The organism is Halomonas sp. KHS3, from assembly GCF_000830495.1.
GTDB lineage: Bacteria > Pseudomonadota > Gammaproteobacteria > Pseudomonadales > Halomonadaceae > Vreelandella > Vreelandella titanicae.
The window spans coordinates 26,769-39,860 of sequence record NZ_JWHY01000016.1; the positions used below are offsets into that span (position 1 = coordinate 26,769).

Annotated in this window: 13 protein-coding genes; 10 read left to right on the plus strand and 3 right to left on the minus strand. The window is 52.9% G+C overall.

The features are described from left to right. Nucleotides 1-191 precede the first annotated feature (191 nt). From RO22_RS22885 to RO22_RS22900, 4 genes are all read left to right on the plus strand, one after another. Nucleotides 192-1,235 carry a TAXI family TRAP transporter solute-binding subunit gene (locus RO22_RS22885; protein ID WP_041159486.1) on the plus strand — a complete coding sequence of 348 codons (1,044 nt, stop codon included), beginning with the start codon at nt 192-194 and terminating at the stop codon, nt 1,233-1,235. Between the two features lie 80 nt (nt 1,236-1,315). Further along, the gene (locus RO22_RS22890) at nt 1,316-3,448 is read left to right on the plus strand and encodes a TRAP transporter permease (protein ID WP_041159487.1); all 2,133 of its coding nucleotides are present in this window, start codon (nt 1,316-1,318) and stop codon (nt 3,446-3,448) included. Between the two features lie 166 nt (nt 3,449-3,614). Beyond that, entirely contained in the window at nt 3,615-4,556 is a 942-nt protein-coding gene (locus tag RO22_RS22895) for a hypothetical protein (RefSeq protein WP_041159488.1), read from the plus strand. A 105-nt stretch (nt 4,557-4,661) separates the two neighbouring features. Then, nucleotides 4,662-5,873: a toxic anion resistance protein gene (locus RO22_RS22900; protein ID WP_041159489.1), complete on the plus strand. Its 1,212-nt coding sequence runs from the start codon at nt 4,662-4,664 to the stop codon at nt 5,871-5,873. A 58-nt stretch (nt 5,874-5,931) separates the two neighbouring features. Here RO22_RS22900 and RO22_RS22905 read toward each other — a convergent pair whose 3' ends face one another. Then, nucleotides 5,932-6,219: a hypothetical protein gene (locus RO22_RS22905; protein WP_027959459.1), complete on the minus strand. Its 288-nt coding sequence runs from the start codon at nt 6,217-6,219 to the stop codon at nt 5,932-5,934. A gap of 103 nt (nt 6,220-6,322) precedes the next feature. Continuing rightward, nucleotides 6,323-7,126, minus strand: coding sequence for an amidohydrolase family protein (locus RO22_RS22910; RefSeq protein ID WP_235270544.1), 804 nt, complete (start codon nt 7,124-7,126; stop codon nt 6,323-6,325). A gap of 146 nt (nt 7,127-7,272) precedes the next feature. Between RO22_RS22910 and RO22_RS22915 the strand changes: the two genes are divergently transcribed. Genes RO22_RS22915 through RO22_RS22930 form a run of 4 tightly spaced genes read left to right on the plus strand, consistent with a single transcriptional unit; the run spans nt 7,273 to nt 11,031 of the window. Further along, complete coding sequence (locus RO22_RS22915; RefSeq protein WP_009287856.1) at nt 7,273-8,031, plus strand: GntR family transcriptional regulator; 759 nt, start codon at nt 7,273-7,275, stop codon at nt 8,029-8,031. Between the two features lie 55 nt (nt 8,032-8,086). After that, nucleotides 8,087-9,049: a Bug family tripartite tricarboxylate transporter substrate binding protein gene (locus RO22_RS22920; RefSeq protein WP_009287855.1), complete on the plus strand. Its 963-nt coding sequence runs from the start codon at nt 8,087-8,089 to the stop codon at nt 9,047-9,049. A 29-nt stretch (nt 9,050-9,078) separates the two neighbouring features. Then, on the plus strand, nt 9,079-9,525 hold the full coding sequence (locus RO22_RS22925) for a tripartite tricarboxylate transporter TctB family protein (protein WP_223827947.1): 447 nt from the start codon (nt 9,079-9,081) through the stop codon (nt 9,523-9,525). Between the two features lie 15 nt (nt 9,526-9,540). Further along, complete coding sequence (locus tag RO22_RS22930) at nt 9,541-11,031, plus strand: tripartite tricarboxylate transporter permease (RefSeq protein ID WP_041159491.1); 1,491 nt, start codon at nt 9,541-9,543, stop codon at nt 11,029-11,031. A 116-nt stretch (nt 11,032-11,147) separates the two neighbouring features. Here the strand turns inward: RO22_RS22930 and RO22_RS22935 are convergent, their stop codons facing one another. Beyond that, nucleotides 11,148-11,618 carry a terminase small subunit gene (locus RO22_RS22935; protein WP_200890278.1) on the minus strand — a complete coding sequence of 157 codons (471 nt, stop codon included), beginning with the start codon at nt 11,616-11,618 and terminating at the stop codon, nt 11,148-11,150. Between the two features lie 287 nt (nt 11,619-11,905). Between RO22_RS22935 and RO22_RS22940 the strand changes: the two genes are divergently transcribed. Together RO22_RS22940 and RO22_RS22945 are read left to right on the plus strand one after the other, a co-directional pair. Next, entirely contained in the window at nt 11,906-12,247 is a 342-nt protein-coding gene (locus RO22_RS22940; protein WP_041159492.1) for a hypothetical protein, read from the plus strand. A 238-nt stretch (nt 12,248-12,485) separates the two neighbouring features. Next, nucleotides 12,486-13,091 carry a hypothetical protein gene (locus tag RO22_RS22945; RefSeq protein ID WP_041159493.1) on the plus strand — a complete coding sequence of 202 codons (606 nt, stop codon included), beginning with the start codon at nt 12,486-12,488 and terminating at the stop codon, nt 13,089-13,091. Nucleotide 13,092 lies beyond the last annotated feature (1 nt).

The window sequence follows — 13,092 nt, forward strand, 5'->3', positions numbered from 1 at the left end:
TTGCCGATGATGGCGAAAACCATCGGCAACAAATGGCCGATAGCCGCGCCGCCAGCTTCGCCTTTCGTCGAATACGAAAACATGCAAACATTTGATTAATATCTGGTTATTTAAAGTTGGCTAGCTTCTCGCTCTATGGGGAAACGGAGTAGCGATTACTCCCATAATTCCAATAAGCCAGGAGCAACTCCATGCTGAAACGTCAATTTCTCAAAACCACACCTATTCTCAAAACCACATTGTGCCTTGCTACCGCCGCAGCAATCGGGGTCAGCACCTCCGCTGCTATCGCTCAGGAGAGTGATCAAGGCGGCCAGTACATCATGGGCACCGCGACCACCGGCGGGACTTTCTACCCGGTAGGCGTAGCGCTCTCCACCCTGGTACGCGTCAAGCTAGAGCCCACCCATGGCATCTCTGTTTCCGCCATCAGCTCGGCTGGTTCGGCCGAAAACCTGCGCCTGATGGACGACAGCCAAGCCCAATTCGGCATTCTACAAGCGCTTTACGGCGCCTGGGCTTGGTCAGGTGAAGGCCCGGTACCTAAGGCCTACGACAACGTACGCTCAATCTCCATGCTATGGCAGAACGTCGAACACTTCGTGATGCGCGACGAGCTTGTCGAAACCGGTACTATTGACGATCTGGCCCAGCTATATGGGCGCGGCTTCTCCATCGGCGCACGCAATTCCGGCACCGAAGGCTCCGGTCGGCAAATTCTTGCCGGTCTGGAAATTGATCCGGAGCAGATGAATATCGCCTACCTGGGTTACAGCGCCAGCGCTGATTCTATGCAGAACGGCAATATAGACGGCATGAACATACCGGCGGGCGTGCCGGCTTCCGCGGTGACCAGTGCTTACGCCAACATGGGTGGTGACATTACCACGCTGAATGTGACCGCAGAGCAGCTTGAGCGAATCAACGGCCAATATCCGGTGTGGAGCGCTTTCGACATTCCCGCCGACACCTATCCCGGCCAGGAAGCGCCGATCAACACTATTTCTCAGCCCAACATTCTGGTGGTCAACGCCGATGTTCCGGAAGAGCACGTGTATCAGATCACCAAGGCAATGTTTGAGAACCTGCCGTTCCTGAATAACATTCACCCAGCGACGCGCGATATGACACTCGAAAAAGCCCTGGATGGCCTGCCGATGCCCCTACATCCCGGTGCTGCACGCTATTTCCAGGAGCAGGGCATGGAAATACCCGAGCATCTTCTCGAAGGCTAATGCCTCCCCCGCGAGTATCCGCCCGGCACAGCCCGGGTGGATGTCCTTTCTATGCCTTACCGTGTTTCATGAGGTACACCATGAGCCATTCGATACCTGATACGGTGCGCGACGAATCCGCAAGCGATGCGGCGGAGCGCCTCGAACACCCTTGGCTTGGCCGGATTCTGAGCCTACTCGCCATCGTCGTTGCCCTGTCGCATATCTATTTCAATACCCTGGGCACAATCTCAGAGGTCTGGGTCAGCGCCCTTCACTTCGGCATGTTCGGTCTGTTGTGCGCCCTTTCCGTGCCTATGTTTAAAGCACACTCTGCTAACGGCCAACGGCTATTACTTGCGGTCGATGTGTGTCTCGGCCTGGCCGCCCTGGGCTGTGCGTTTTATTTGATTGGTTTTGAAGATGCGCTCTACGCCCGCGGGGTGCGCTTTTCCTTGGCTGACTGGATTGTTTCGATCACCGCTTTAGCGCTGGTACTTGAATTTGCCCGCCGTACTACAGGTTGGTTCATCCCGCTGCTCTGTATCATTGCGTTGACCTACGTTGCCTGGTGGGGGCGTTATATAGGTGGGGTATTCAATTTCCCCGGACTGAATTGGGAAACCGTACTCTTTCGCAGCTTTCTCGGCGGCGACGGCATTCTAGGCTCGATAGCCAATATTTCCTGGTCCTATGTCTTCATGTTTATTCTCTTTGGCGCCTTTCTGGTACGTTCCGGTGCTGGAGAGTTCATCATCGAGTTGGCGCGCTGTGCCGCTGGTCGTTTTGTTGGCGGCCCAGGCTTCGTCGCGGTGTTTGCATCCGGGCTGATGGGGTCAGTCTCGGGTTCCAGTGTGGCAAATACGGTCTCTACCGGTGTGATTACCATTCCGCTGATGCGCAAGGCTGGTTTTCCACCACGCTTCGCTGCCGGTGTTGAGGCGGCGGCTTCTACCGGTGGTCAGCTCATGCCCCCAGTGATGGGTGCGGGTGCCTTTATTATGGCCTCCTATACACAGGTGTCCTATCTCACCATCATCGGCGTCGCCGCTCTTCCCGCGCTGCTGTACTTTCTCTCGGTGGCCATGTTCGTGCGTATCGAAGCCAAACGAAGCGGTACCCAGCAGGTAGAAACCGAACAGGCACCTAAACTAATTGACGTGCTAAAGGGTGGCTGGCACTACCTGCTACCGTTGGTGATTCTGGTCGCGGCGCTTGTTAATGGTTTCACCCCCACTTACGCTGCAGGTATCGCCATCTTATCCGTGGTGGGTGCTTCCTGGCTGTCACGCACCCCCATGAAACTTCAGGCGATAATCGATGCCTTGGTGCTGGGTACCCGGAACATGATTTCCACCGCGATTCTGCTGCTGACGGTCGGATTAATCGTTAACGTGGTCTCAACGACCGGTATCGGTAATATTTTTTCGTTGATGATCGCCGACTGGGCGGGCGGTAGCCTGTTAATCACCATCGTGTTGATTGCATTGGCCTCCCTGGTACTAGGCATGGGTCTGCCAGTGACGGCCGCTTATATCGTATTGGGCACGCTATCAGCACCCGCGCTCTATGGTTTGATGGCGGAAAGCCATCTGCTGGAGCTGATCATGGCCGGAGACCTGCCTGAGCAGGCACGGGCTATCTTTATGCTTGCCGCTCCGGAAGCACTAGAGGCGTTGAACGCACCGATGGATGCCGCCAGCGCCCAGGAACTCTTGGCGGTCGTCCCGGACAACTTCCGTTCGCAGCTTTACGAGCAAGCGCTTTCATCGCATACGTTGTCGATGCTGCTGGTCGCGGCGCATATGGTGATCTTCTGGCTCTCTCAGGACTCTAACGTGACGCCGCCGGTATGCCTTACCGCCTTCGCCGCGGCGGCTATCGCCAAAACTCCGCCTATGCGCACGGGCTTTACCGCCTGGAAAATTGCCAAAGGCCTCTACATCATTCCGCTACTGTTCGTGTGGTCGCCAATGATCACCGGTACGCCGATGGAGATGCTGGTGGTGTTCGCCTTCGCGCTGTTCGGTATCTACGCCATAATTGCAGGCCTGGAAGGCCACTTAGAAAGCGCGTTGCCCTGGTGGCTTCGTCTCGCCATGTTCCCCATCGGTGCCTTGATGCTATGGCCCCATGGAACCTTGCTGCTGGACTTCCTGGGCTTGGCACTGTTTGTTGCCACGTTGGTGTGGAGCTCTAAACGCGACAGTCAAATGGTTCATGCTACAGCCTAACGCATAGCAGACAATGCAAGAACAGAATGGCCGCCACCTACTCAAAGGGGCGGCCTTTTTTGTACAACTGAACTGAGTCGAGCACATCTTGGTTGGTGCTTAGCGACCTATCTCAGTTATTCTACACGTAGTGTTTGCGTTCCATGACTGAAGGATAGCCATATCTATGTTGGGATTCCTGCAGGGATTTTCCTATGGCCTGTTTATGACCTGCCTGCCCTGGCTACTGGTCGGCCTGTTCAATCCTGGCCTGGCGGTTCCGCTGGCGACTCCCAATCGACTCCAGGTGATCGCCCGCTATTGCCTGGTAGTCCCTACCATTAGCATGCTGCTGTGGCTGACCTCCCTATGGGGTGGTTTCAGCCCCAGCCTGTTTGGCTGGCTAACGGGCCTCGTCGCCATTCCTGTGGCACTTCCTATCGAGCGAACGCTACGCGGCTGGCTGGCCCGCCGCCGCATGCGTCGCCATGAGGTTCAAAGAGAGGCCGAAGCACAGCGGCGGCGGGCTGAAGAGGAGCGCAACGCCTATGAAGCAGGTGTCTCGGTGCTCGATCCCGCAAGCCCCCCCGTGGGAGCCAACGACCTCGTACTAGCCATGTGTCGGGCCAAGCAGAACCTGCTCGACGTGCACCGTCCCGATCTGGCTATCCTCACAGACCGCCTCTATAGCCGCTACCACCATGTGATGGACGTGCTGGGCGACCGATTCCACACTGGCGAACTGGCCTTCGAGCGCTCACAAGGCTTGGTCACTCAAGTTTGTTTTGGTGCGGTGGATACGTTGACGACTATGGCCTCCCAGGCAAGGGGTGTGGTTAGCGTGGACGGTAATTACGTTCGAGGTCGATTGGAACGGGAGGGCAAACGATTAAGCGATGAAGAGCGCGCGGCCCTGGTGCGTCGCCTCGATCTGCTAGTGGAAACCGAACATCGACTGAACAAGCTCTCTGCCCGTATCGAATCCGCCTTGACCGTGCTCGACGATACCGCCGTTTCCATGGCGCGCATCGAGACGGCTCGCCCTCAGGCGTCGGTCACCACCGAAAAAGCGCTGGAAGATCTGCGCCGCTTCGTCGAAGGTGCAGATCGTTATGCCCGCAAAGATTAAGATTACATTCAGTGGTACCGTGCAGTTTTCTCTCTGTTTTTTACAATCGGTTTTTTATAACCGGTTTTATTTAATCGGGCTTTTTTAATAGTTCAGGAGATCTCTATGGCTCAGCAATCCGATGACAAACGTCAGCTCTCCCTGCCCCCGGTGGACGAGATCGCTGACCAGTTGGGAGCTAGTCGATTGGGGGCAAGTCAGGCTGAGTCGGTAACCCCCGATGAGCGTGATATCGACCCTGAGCTTGAGGCGATGGCCGACCGCTTTGTCGAGGACATTCTTGCCGAAGGGGACGAAGAATCCGTGGTTCGCCAGCGCCGTGCCGTGGATAAGATGGGCCTTGAACTGCAGCAGCAGGCCGCCCATCGCAGCGCCATGCTGCAAACGCCGCTGCGTAAGTTGGCCCACCAGGGCGACGAAGGCGGGCCGGTCGCCAAGGCACTGACCGATCTGCGCGGGCGTATGGAGGGGCTCGACCCTGCACGCCATCGCCTGGCACCAACTACTTTGGATCGCGTTCTAGCGCTCATTCCTGGCCTGGATAGCCGCCTGCAGCGCTACTTTCGCAAGTTCGAGAATACCCAGCAGGCCTTGGATGCGATCATCGAGGATCTGGAAAGCGGACGGGATATGCTGCATCGTGACAATCTTACCCTAAACGATGACCAGCAGGCGTTAACTAAAATTCTTGGCGAGTTGAACCGCCAAATTGCGCTGGGGCGCATGATCGATCGGCGCCTGCAGGAGGAGATCGCCGCTCGCGATGGCGATGATCCGCGGCGCCAATTTCTTGAGGAAGAACTACTCTTTCCACTGCGTCAGCGCATTGTCGACCTCCAGCAACAACTGGCGGTAAGTCAGCAAGGCGTACTGGCGCTAGAAGTGATTATTCGCAACAACCGAGAATTAATGCGCGGCGTGGACAGAGCTATTAACGTCACCGTCTCGGCGCTCACCGTCGCGGTCACGGTGGCCATGGCGATGGCTAATCAGCGCCTGGTGCTGGATCGCATTGAAGCCCTCAATACGACCACCTCGCAGATGATTGGCGGAACCGCCAAGGCTCTGCGACAGCAAGGCGTGGACATTCAGAAACGAGCCTCCTCCGCAATGCTCGACATGCAGATACTTGAGGAGGCTTTCAGCGAGGTGATGGGCGCCATCGACGATCTCTCAAGCTATCGTCAAGAGGCCCTGCCCCGGCTGGATGAGCAAATAGATCGCCTGGCGACCCTGGCAAAACAAGGAAATGCGTCCATTGAGCGTCTCCAAGAAGGCAGCGAGTCGCAACCACAAGATGGCCGCGACGCCAGCTAACTGTTCAGTCTTTTTTAAGTGAAACGCATGGTTAATTGAACATAGTTAGTTAAATAAGCTACTTGAAACGGGAAGAGGCGTCCCGGAAGGCTTTACGCATCAGCTCCCACGAGTCTTCCATACCTTGGCGGACAGTCTCCCAGGCCGCTTCGCTGGCATGCTGAAGCTCATCAAGCCTTTGTTGAGTCTCCGCCTGGCGCTTCTTGAGTCGCTCGATGTCCTCTTGGTACTTCACCCTCGCCTCGTCGCTCGCCTGACGCGCCTTGGCGGTGAGCTTATCGATATCAGCATTCCACTCGTCGAGCCTGGCTTTCATTTCTTCAACGAATTCGTCACGCTGTCTCATTGTGATATCTCCCCTTCAGTAACGGGCTCCAGTTCGAAGCGGATATCCCCCTGCTTCTAATCCGAGTCATATGTCAGCCCTCTTAGCAGTTGGTATACCCTCGCTATGAATCACCCAGGCGAAACAGGGCTCTAGGACTCGCATCAAGAATGTACTGACGATCATCAGCATCTCTAACCCAGTCATTGAGCCATCCGTAAGTATCGCGGTAAGTGTGTTTATTCTCATGGCGCGTCCATGGCCAGTCACTGCCCCACACTAACCGATCACGTCCAAGATGATGCAACAATGCCTGGACATGCGGTCTGAGGTCAAACACAGGGGAACGATAGGGGGCTGAGAGCTTCACCCAGGTTCGTTCTGCCTGTCCTGACTCAAGCAGAAGACGACAGCCTGGGTCTTGCATAGGAACGTCGTCGACTGGCAGCCCAATATGATCAATGACTAACTTCACGCCATGCTCATGTAATGCTGGAAAAATTTCAGGTAACCGGTTCCCTTCCAGATGCAGCTCAAGATGCCAGTCCATAGCTTTAAGATTATCTAGAAAGTCTATCCATTGAGGATCCTTGAGGTTTGGCAATGCGCTGCGCCCCTCAATGAGATTCCATCGCACCCCTACAATACCTGCAGCATCAAGGGCGGCTATCTCCTCTAGCGTCGTCTCCTTGGCTAGCTGAACGACCCCGCGATACGCATGATTAAGCCTGGAGAGAATTTCGAGCAGTTGCCGGTTGTCGTTTCCCAAAAAGCTCGGTTGCACCAGTACCCCGCCTCTTAATTTGCAGCTTTCTAGGTTTTCTTGCCAATCCAAAAGTGGTGCAGGACGAGATGGACTGTAGTTAGACCCGTTGGCTTCCTTAACAGTCCCGTAGACATGAGCATGACAATCAAAACCTAATTTCACTTTTGGCACCTCATTACGTTCTGACTGGGGATTTCGTATCCCTGAGTTGTTATACATAAGTCTAGTTCTCTAGAGAACTGGTTGACTGGAAGTATACACGGGTCTTCAATGACCTCAAGAAATCAAGATAACCACTGGGTGACCCTATGCAAGCCAAGTTCTCTGCTAATACGGACGGAAGATTACCCCTGTACGCCAAACTCCGTGATCAATTAGGCTCAAGGATCGCCAATGGTGAGTGGAAACCAGGCGACATGATTCCCTCGGAGAACCGTTTAGCCGAAGAGTATGGCGTTGCTTTAGCAACTATGCGGATGGCCCTGAAGCAGCTGGTCGATGAGGGGCTGCTGGATCGGCGGCGAGGTACCGGCACTTTCGTTAAGCAACCCGCCTTCCGAGCCGATCTGTTTCGTTTTTTCCATGTACATGATGTGGAAGATCCCGATGTACCCGTTATTCCGGAAAGTCGAATTCTCAGTCATCAGGAAGTCGCCCTTCCCGCCGACGTAAAGCAGGCCTTCGGCGAAGAATCAGTCAGCCACTGTATAAAGCTGGAACGTGTACGCCTTTGGTCAGGCGACCCACTGCTGTTTGAAGAAATTTATCTACGTCTGCCCGATTTCAACGGGCTCATGTCGCTGAATCCAAAAGCGATGGGCCCTTTGTTGTATCCCGTATTTCTGGAGGAATTCGGGATTTTGATCTCGTCGGCAACCGACGAGCTGTCGTTCGGCACCGCCACCAAGGCCAGTGCAAAGCATCTAGAACTAGCCACTGGGGCACCGGTCGCCGCCATCCAGCGCATTGCCCGCAATCCCGCAGGCAGAGTCATCGAGTTTCGACGAGTACACGGAAGGCCTGAGCGGTTCCGCTACCGTGTCACGCTCGGTGATCAACCTGCTTGAGATCGCATTAAATGCACACCTCATCACCCTGCATTTCAAAAAAAGGTAACTAACAATGAAAACTTTACAGCTTACGTCTTTAGTTGCGCTATCAGCGTTTACCGCTATGCCTGTCATGGCTGACGACTATCCGAATCGTCCTATCGAAATAATCGTACCGGCACCAGCCGGCGGCGGCACTGACAACGTTGCCCGCATGCTCAATCAATACCTTCAGGAAGAGTTAGGAGAGTCACTGGCCGTGCTTAATGTCGCTGGTGGGGGTGGTGCTATTGGGGTCAACCAGATTGCCCGTGCCAAGCCCGATGGCTACACGCTGCTTTCTACCTGGAATAGTCCTATCACTACCGTCCCGCACATGCAGCGTGTTCAGTACTCTTACGAGACATTGACCCCGATCACCAGCACTTCGCAGAGTGCCTACACTATGTGTGTAGCCCCCGACTTTCCAGCTGAAACAGGTGAGGAATTCCTTGCCGAGCTACAGAATAACCCTGGTCAGTACACCTACGGCAATGACGGGGTCGGTGGAACCATGCGTTTGGCAGCAGAGCGTATCTTTGAAGCCTATGACATTGAGGCCCGCCCTATTCCTTTTGGCGGCGCTGGTGAGACCCTCCAAAACTTCCTGGGTGGACACGTGGATATCTACGGTGGCTCCATCACACCCGCACTTCCCTATGTAGAGGATGGAAAGGCGAAGTGCCTACTCGTGACCTCAGCCGACGATAACGAAGCACTACCCCAGGCATCAGGCCTAGCAGCACTCGGCCATCCTGAACTGGAAACAGTGCTATGGCGCATGATGCTGGCACCAGAGGGTATGGATGAGCAGCGCGTTAACGTCATCGCCGATGCCGTAGCTAGCGCCGTCGAGCATCCTGAGTTCCAAGCGTTCCTGACATCTCAAGGAGAGACGCTGAATCTCGTACGTGGTGAAGAGCTCCGTGAGCGTCTGCATCAGGAAACCGTAGCGATTGGAGAGACACTCGAAAAGCTTGGACTTAAGAAAAACTAATTCATGACTGAATGGACGGTAACTTGCTCATGAACTTCAGAGATATTATCTCTGGCATCGCCTTCCTCATCTTTGGCTGCACGGTGGTCTGGGTGGGGAGTGGCTTTGATGCCGGCGCCGCTTACGTGCCCATGGGAGTTGGCATTCTGATGTGTCTTTTCTCACTTCCTCTGATCGTTAAGGGCGTGGTGCAAACGCAGCAAAATGGCGGTTTGAGCAGCGCCGCCGCCTTAATCGATCATCCGGGAAGGTTTATGGCGACAGTTGCCTGTTGCCTGATCTATTACCTAGCCATGCCAACCGTGGGGTTCTACTCCACTAGCACCCTTTTCATCATCCTGCTGGCTCTGGTACTGGGTGAAAGGCGCCCCATCGTGGTTTTAGGTATTACGGTGGGCTTCATCATCCTCTTATACGGGCTTTTTGCGATGGTGCTAAAACGACCCTTGCCCGTCGAATTTTTCCTGGTTTCCTAAATAGGGTTACACGATATGTTTGATTCCCTGTTCAACGCACTACCTGTGGCCTTGCAATTTGGCTCCGTAGTCAGCCTCTTCGTCGGCACCTTGGTGGGTATCTTGATCGGAGCCCTACCTGGGCTCAATCCGGTCATGGCAATCGCTCTCATGCTCCCACTGACGTATGGGTTCGATCCTGTAATTGCTCTAGGGTTGGTAGCAGGTATCTACAACGGCTCAATGTACGGTGGAGCTATTCCCGCCATCTTACTAAAAATCCCAGGAACGCCGGCTGCAATCGCGACAACATTCGACGGTTACCCTATGACACGTAACGGCCAGGGCGGGCTGGCTCTCAAGACTGCGTGCTGGTCGTCCGCCATCGGTGGAATTATTAGCGCCATAGCATTGATGACGCTAGCCCCCCTTTTGGCACAGGTAACGCTCGCTTTTGGGCCCACCGAGTATTTCTGGGTAGCCGTTTTCGGACTAGTAAGCATCGCCGTATTGGTGGGCAGTGATATCAGCAAAGGCATGCTCAGCGCCCTGTTGGGCGTCATCATCGGTCTTGTAGGTGTTGACACAATCAGTGGAGCGGAACGCTATACGTTCGATTCGCTTTATTTAAGCGGGGGGTTCGACCTGATCATTGTACTCATCGGCCTCTACGCGATACCGCCAGTGCTGGAGATGGCGGAGAAAAGCAACGCGACTTACTATGATGCAGGAAGCTTCAAGGTTGATGCTAGCGGCAACGCACTCGGACTGATACGTCAGCACTGGCGCACTTGGACTCGCTCGTCGCTGATAGGCGTTAGTGTAGGTATCTTGCCAGGTGCCGGTGGCAATCTGGCAGCATTACTGAGTTATAACGAAGCGAAGCGCAAGTCCACGAACCCCGAATCTTTCGGCACGGGCAATCCTGTGGGGGTTGCAGCAGCTGAATCAGGTAACAGTGCAGACAATGCTTCTGCAATGATTCCATCCCTAACGTTAGGGATTCCAGGCAATTTGGTTGCTGCCTTAGTGCTCGGCGCGCTGATGATTCATGGACTTCAGCCCGGCCCACAACTGTTTACGAAGTCGCCTGATGTGGTCTTCGGTTTCATGTGGCAAATGCTGTTTACTGCGATGCTACTTCTGTTACTAGGCGGCATGGTGGCCACCCGCCTATTCGCTCAGGTCTTGCGCATGCCCACCGCACTCCTGGTACCAACGACGTTGGTACTCATGGCCGTGGGTGTTTATACCGTCAAAGGGAACATGACAGACCTCTATGTAATGCTAGCCTTTGGGTTGCTCGGTTATTTACTCCATCGACTAGCCTTCCCGCTTGCACCAGTAGTGCTGGGAGTACTGCTAGGGCCAATGGCGGAACAAAACTTACGTTTGGCTATGCTGATTTCTCAGGATAACTGGGGATCTCTATTTACTCGCCCTATTTCGCAGGGAATCATCGCACTACTGTTGATGGTGTTATTCACCCAGGCCTGGAAAATACTAAAAAAAGGGCGTCAGAATTAACAACGCTATGAAAGTAATCCCACAGATTTATTGACGAAGGTTGTGCATGGGAGTCAGGCAGCGGCGCTGGCCGAAACAGCGTCAACAAACCTTGATGGACAGAGCGCCGCCACTCCCTAAGCTGCTGAATCGATACTGTCGAAGTAGTCATCCAGCAGCTCCGGCAAAAGACTATCGAGCCCACTGGCTTGATTACGGGCGCGCGCTAGCTCCCGCATCAGAGTATCTAGGTGACGCGTATCTAAATCAGGGTGCTTACGCTTCATCGTTAGCGGCAGCGTGTCGAGAATGGCGGCGATCTCTGCCGCGATTTTGAATAAGGTGAAGATCGCAAATTCGCTGGGCACCACTTTACGAGCGGCCAGTTCGTTCTTCTGCTGCTGGCCAATACGGCGCTCTTTGGTCAGCAGGTACTCTTCATGTTCGCGCTTATGCTTGAGCAGTGGGTCAAAGCCCATATCGTCATCGCCAGGTTGCGATGATTGTTGTTTCGCCTCTAGCTCAGCCAGCTTCAAATCCAGCACAGAACGGCAGTCGAAATAGACGCTTCTACCGATCTTCGCAACCGGTTTAACCCCATTTATCAAAGTCTTGCACGCTGACACCCAGGTTTGCCGCCATCTGTCTTTTGTTCAGCCAGTAAGGCTCTGGTGATTGCTGTCTATTGCTCGACATCTAAACAACAACCTCGCCTTAGAAAATTCTCATAAATAGCGCGAAATCGAGGCTCTGCGCCCCCGTACAACAGAGGCACCCGCTCGGGAGGAACCGTGGACTTTAACCGTTTGAGGGGGTTCGTCTCATCCGTTAAATGTGCGGCAACGGCTCTACCGCGTTAAGCTGAAAGCTCGAAGTCATTTTCAAAGGAATCAGCATGGATAACGCTCAAGAGGTAGAGCGAGCGCTTCAACAATTAAGTAAGGAAATTCAGATTTTAATTAGAGCCTCGGAGGATCCGGCAACCCCAGTAACACCTGAACTGCGTGCTCGCTTCAAAAATCTAAAAGACCGGATCGCTTTAGGCGCGGAAATTGGAACAGTCACAGGCGATAAACGGGAGCTAACCGATAGCGAACGTGACTTCTATCAGCCCGCTCTTCAAAATGCTCTTTTCTATTTTAAAGCCTCTGCAAACGCTGCACCGACGAAGTGGCTAGACACCCTTCTTGATATCCAGGTCAGTATTGAGACCATGATGGCTCGCAACTCACTTTGATCACTTTTTACTCAATCCATAGGTATAGTATCCCCCCAGAATGCCATGAAGATATTTTGGACTAGACGACTTCCTGGTCTGAGAAAAGCCCTCTTCTTTCGCAGTAAACATTCTATGTCTCAGCATTTAAATTGCTCATTAGTGCTCTGCATATTTTTTCGCTAAAATTATATTTTAAATTAAAGAAATCTAATTTTAAGCCGATAGCATTAGATCAACCCAACAGCAGGAGAAACAAATGACAGTTATAATAAATTTTATTTTAGGCGGCATTGGAACAATAGCTATTGCGGCAGCTACGTTTTGGGTTAAAAACATGCTTACTCCTGGATTTTACTCAAGAATAAAACGCGAAGAATTTGAAAACATTATCAATAAATATCGCATATATAAAAACAATCAAAACTGTGCATCTGACAGAGCACTTTTTGAAAATTCAATTTTTGCTAAATTTGGTTGGCCAATGCCAATTAAAGCTGTTGCACTTATAATTGAAAGAGAGAAGAGTGCTATAAATTTAGAAAACCTCCACAAATCAAGACTTAATATTAAATTCGAAAACAATAAATTCGAAAGCAAAAGAAGCAAGCCTTTATCCATCCTTATGTCACCCACAAAAAGATGCATAGATTTCTATTCTTATTTAGGAATGACAACAGCAGTAATAGCTGCCTTAATGATATGGTGCTTAATGATAACTGCAATATTCTTAAAAGAAGAATATCAGAACATTCAAAACCTCTTCAACTATCTGTCATGCTTTTTTGTTATCACAGTTATCATCATTGCCAAAATACAATCAACTTTAATAAGAGAGCAGAGCCTTATTGAATTAAGTCAATAAT

What these genes read in the sequence shown, in the direction of transcription:
- RO22_RS22940 (WP_041159492.1), top strand. Translation starts at nt 11,906, where the DNA reads ATGGATAACGCTCAAGAGGTAGAGCGAGCGCTTCAACAATTAAGTAAG.
- RO22_RS22930 (WP_041159491.1), top strand. Translation starts at nt 9,541, where the DNA reads ATGTTTGATTCCCTGTTCAACGCACTACCTGTGGCCTTGCAATTTGGC.
- RO22_RS22945 (WP_041159493.1), top strand. Translation starts at nt 12,486, where the DNA reads ATGACAGTTATAATAAATTTTATTTTAGGCGGCATTGGAACAATAGCT.
- RO22_RS22890 (WP_041159487.1), top strand. Translation starts at nt 1,316, where the DNA reads ATGAGCCATTCGATACCTGATACGGTGCGCGACGAATCCGCAAGCGAT.
- RO22_RS22925 (WP_223827947.1), top strand. Translation starts at nt 9,079, where the DNA reads ATGAACTTCAGAGATATTATCTCTGGCATCGCCTTCCTCATCTTTGGC.
- RO22_RS22915 (WP_009287856.1), top strand. Translation starts at nt 7,273, where the DNA reads ATGCAAGCCAAGTTCTCTGCTAATACGGACGGAAGATTACCCCTGTAC.
- RO22_RS22900 (WP_041159489.1), top strand. Translation starts at nt 4,662, where the DNA reads ATGGCTCAGCAATCCGATGACAAACGTCAGCTCTCCCTGCCCCCGGTG.
- RO22_RS22920 (WP_009287855.1), top strand. Translation starts at nt 8,087, where the DNA reads ATGAAAACTTTACAGCTTACGTCTTTAGTTGCGCTATCAGCGTTTACC.
- RO22_RS22885 (WP_041159486.1), top strand. Translation starts at nt 192, where the DNA reads ATGCTGAAACGTCAATTTCTCAAAACCACACCTATTCTCAAAACCACA.
- RO22_RS22895 (WP_041159488.1), top strand. Translation starts at nt 3,615, where the DNA reads ATGTTGGGATTCCTGCAGGGATTTTCCTATGGCCTGTTTATGACCTGC.
- RO22_RS22905 (WP_027959459.1), bottom strand. Translation starts at nt 6,219, where the DNA reads ATGAGACAGCGTGACGAATTCGTTGAAGAAATGAAAGCCAGGCTCGAC.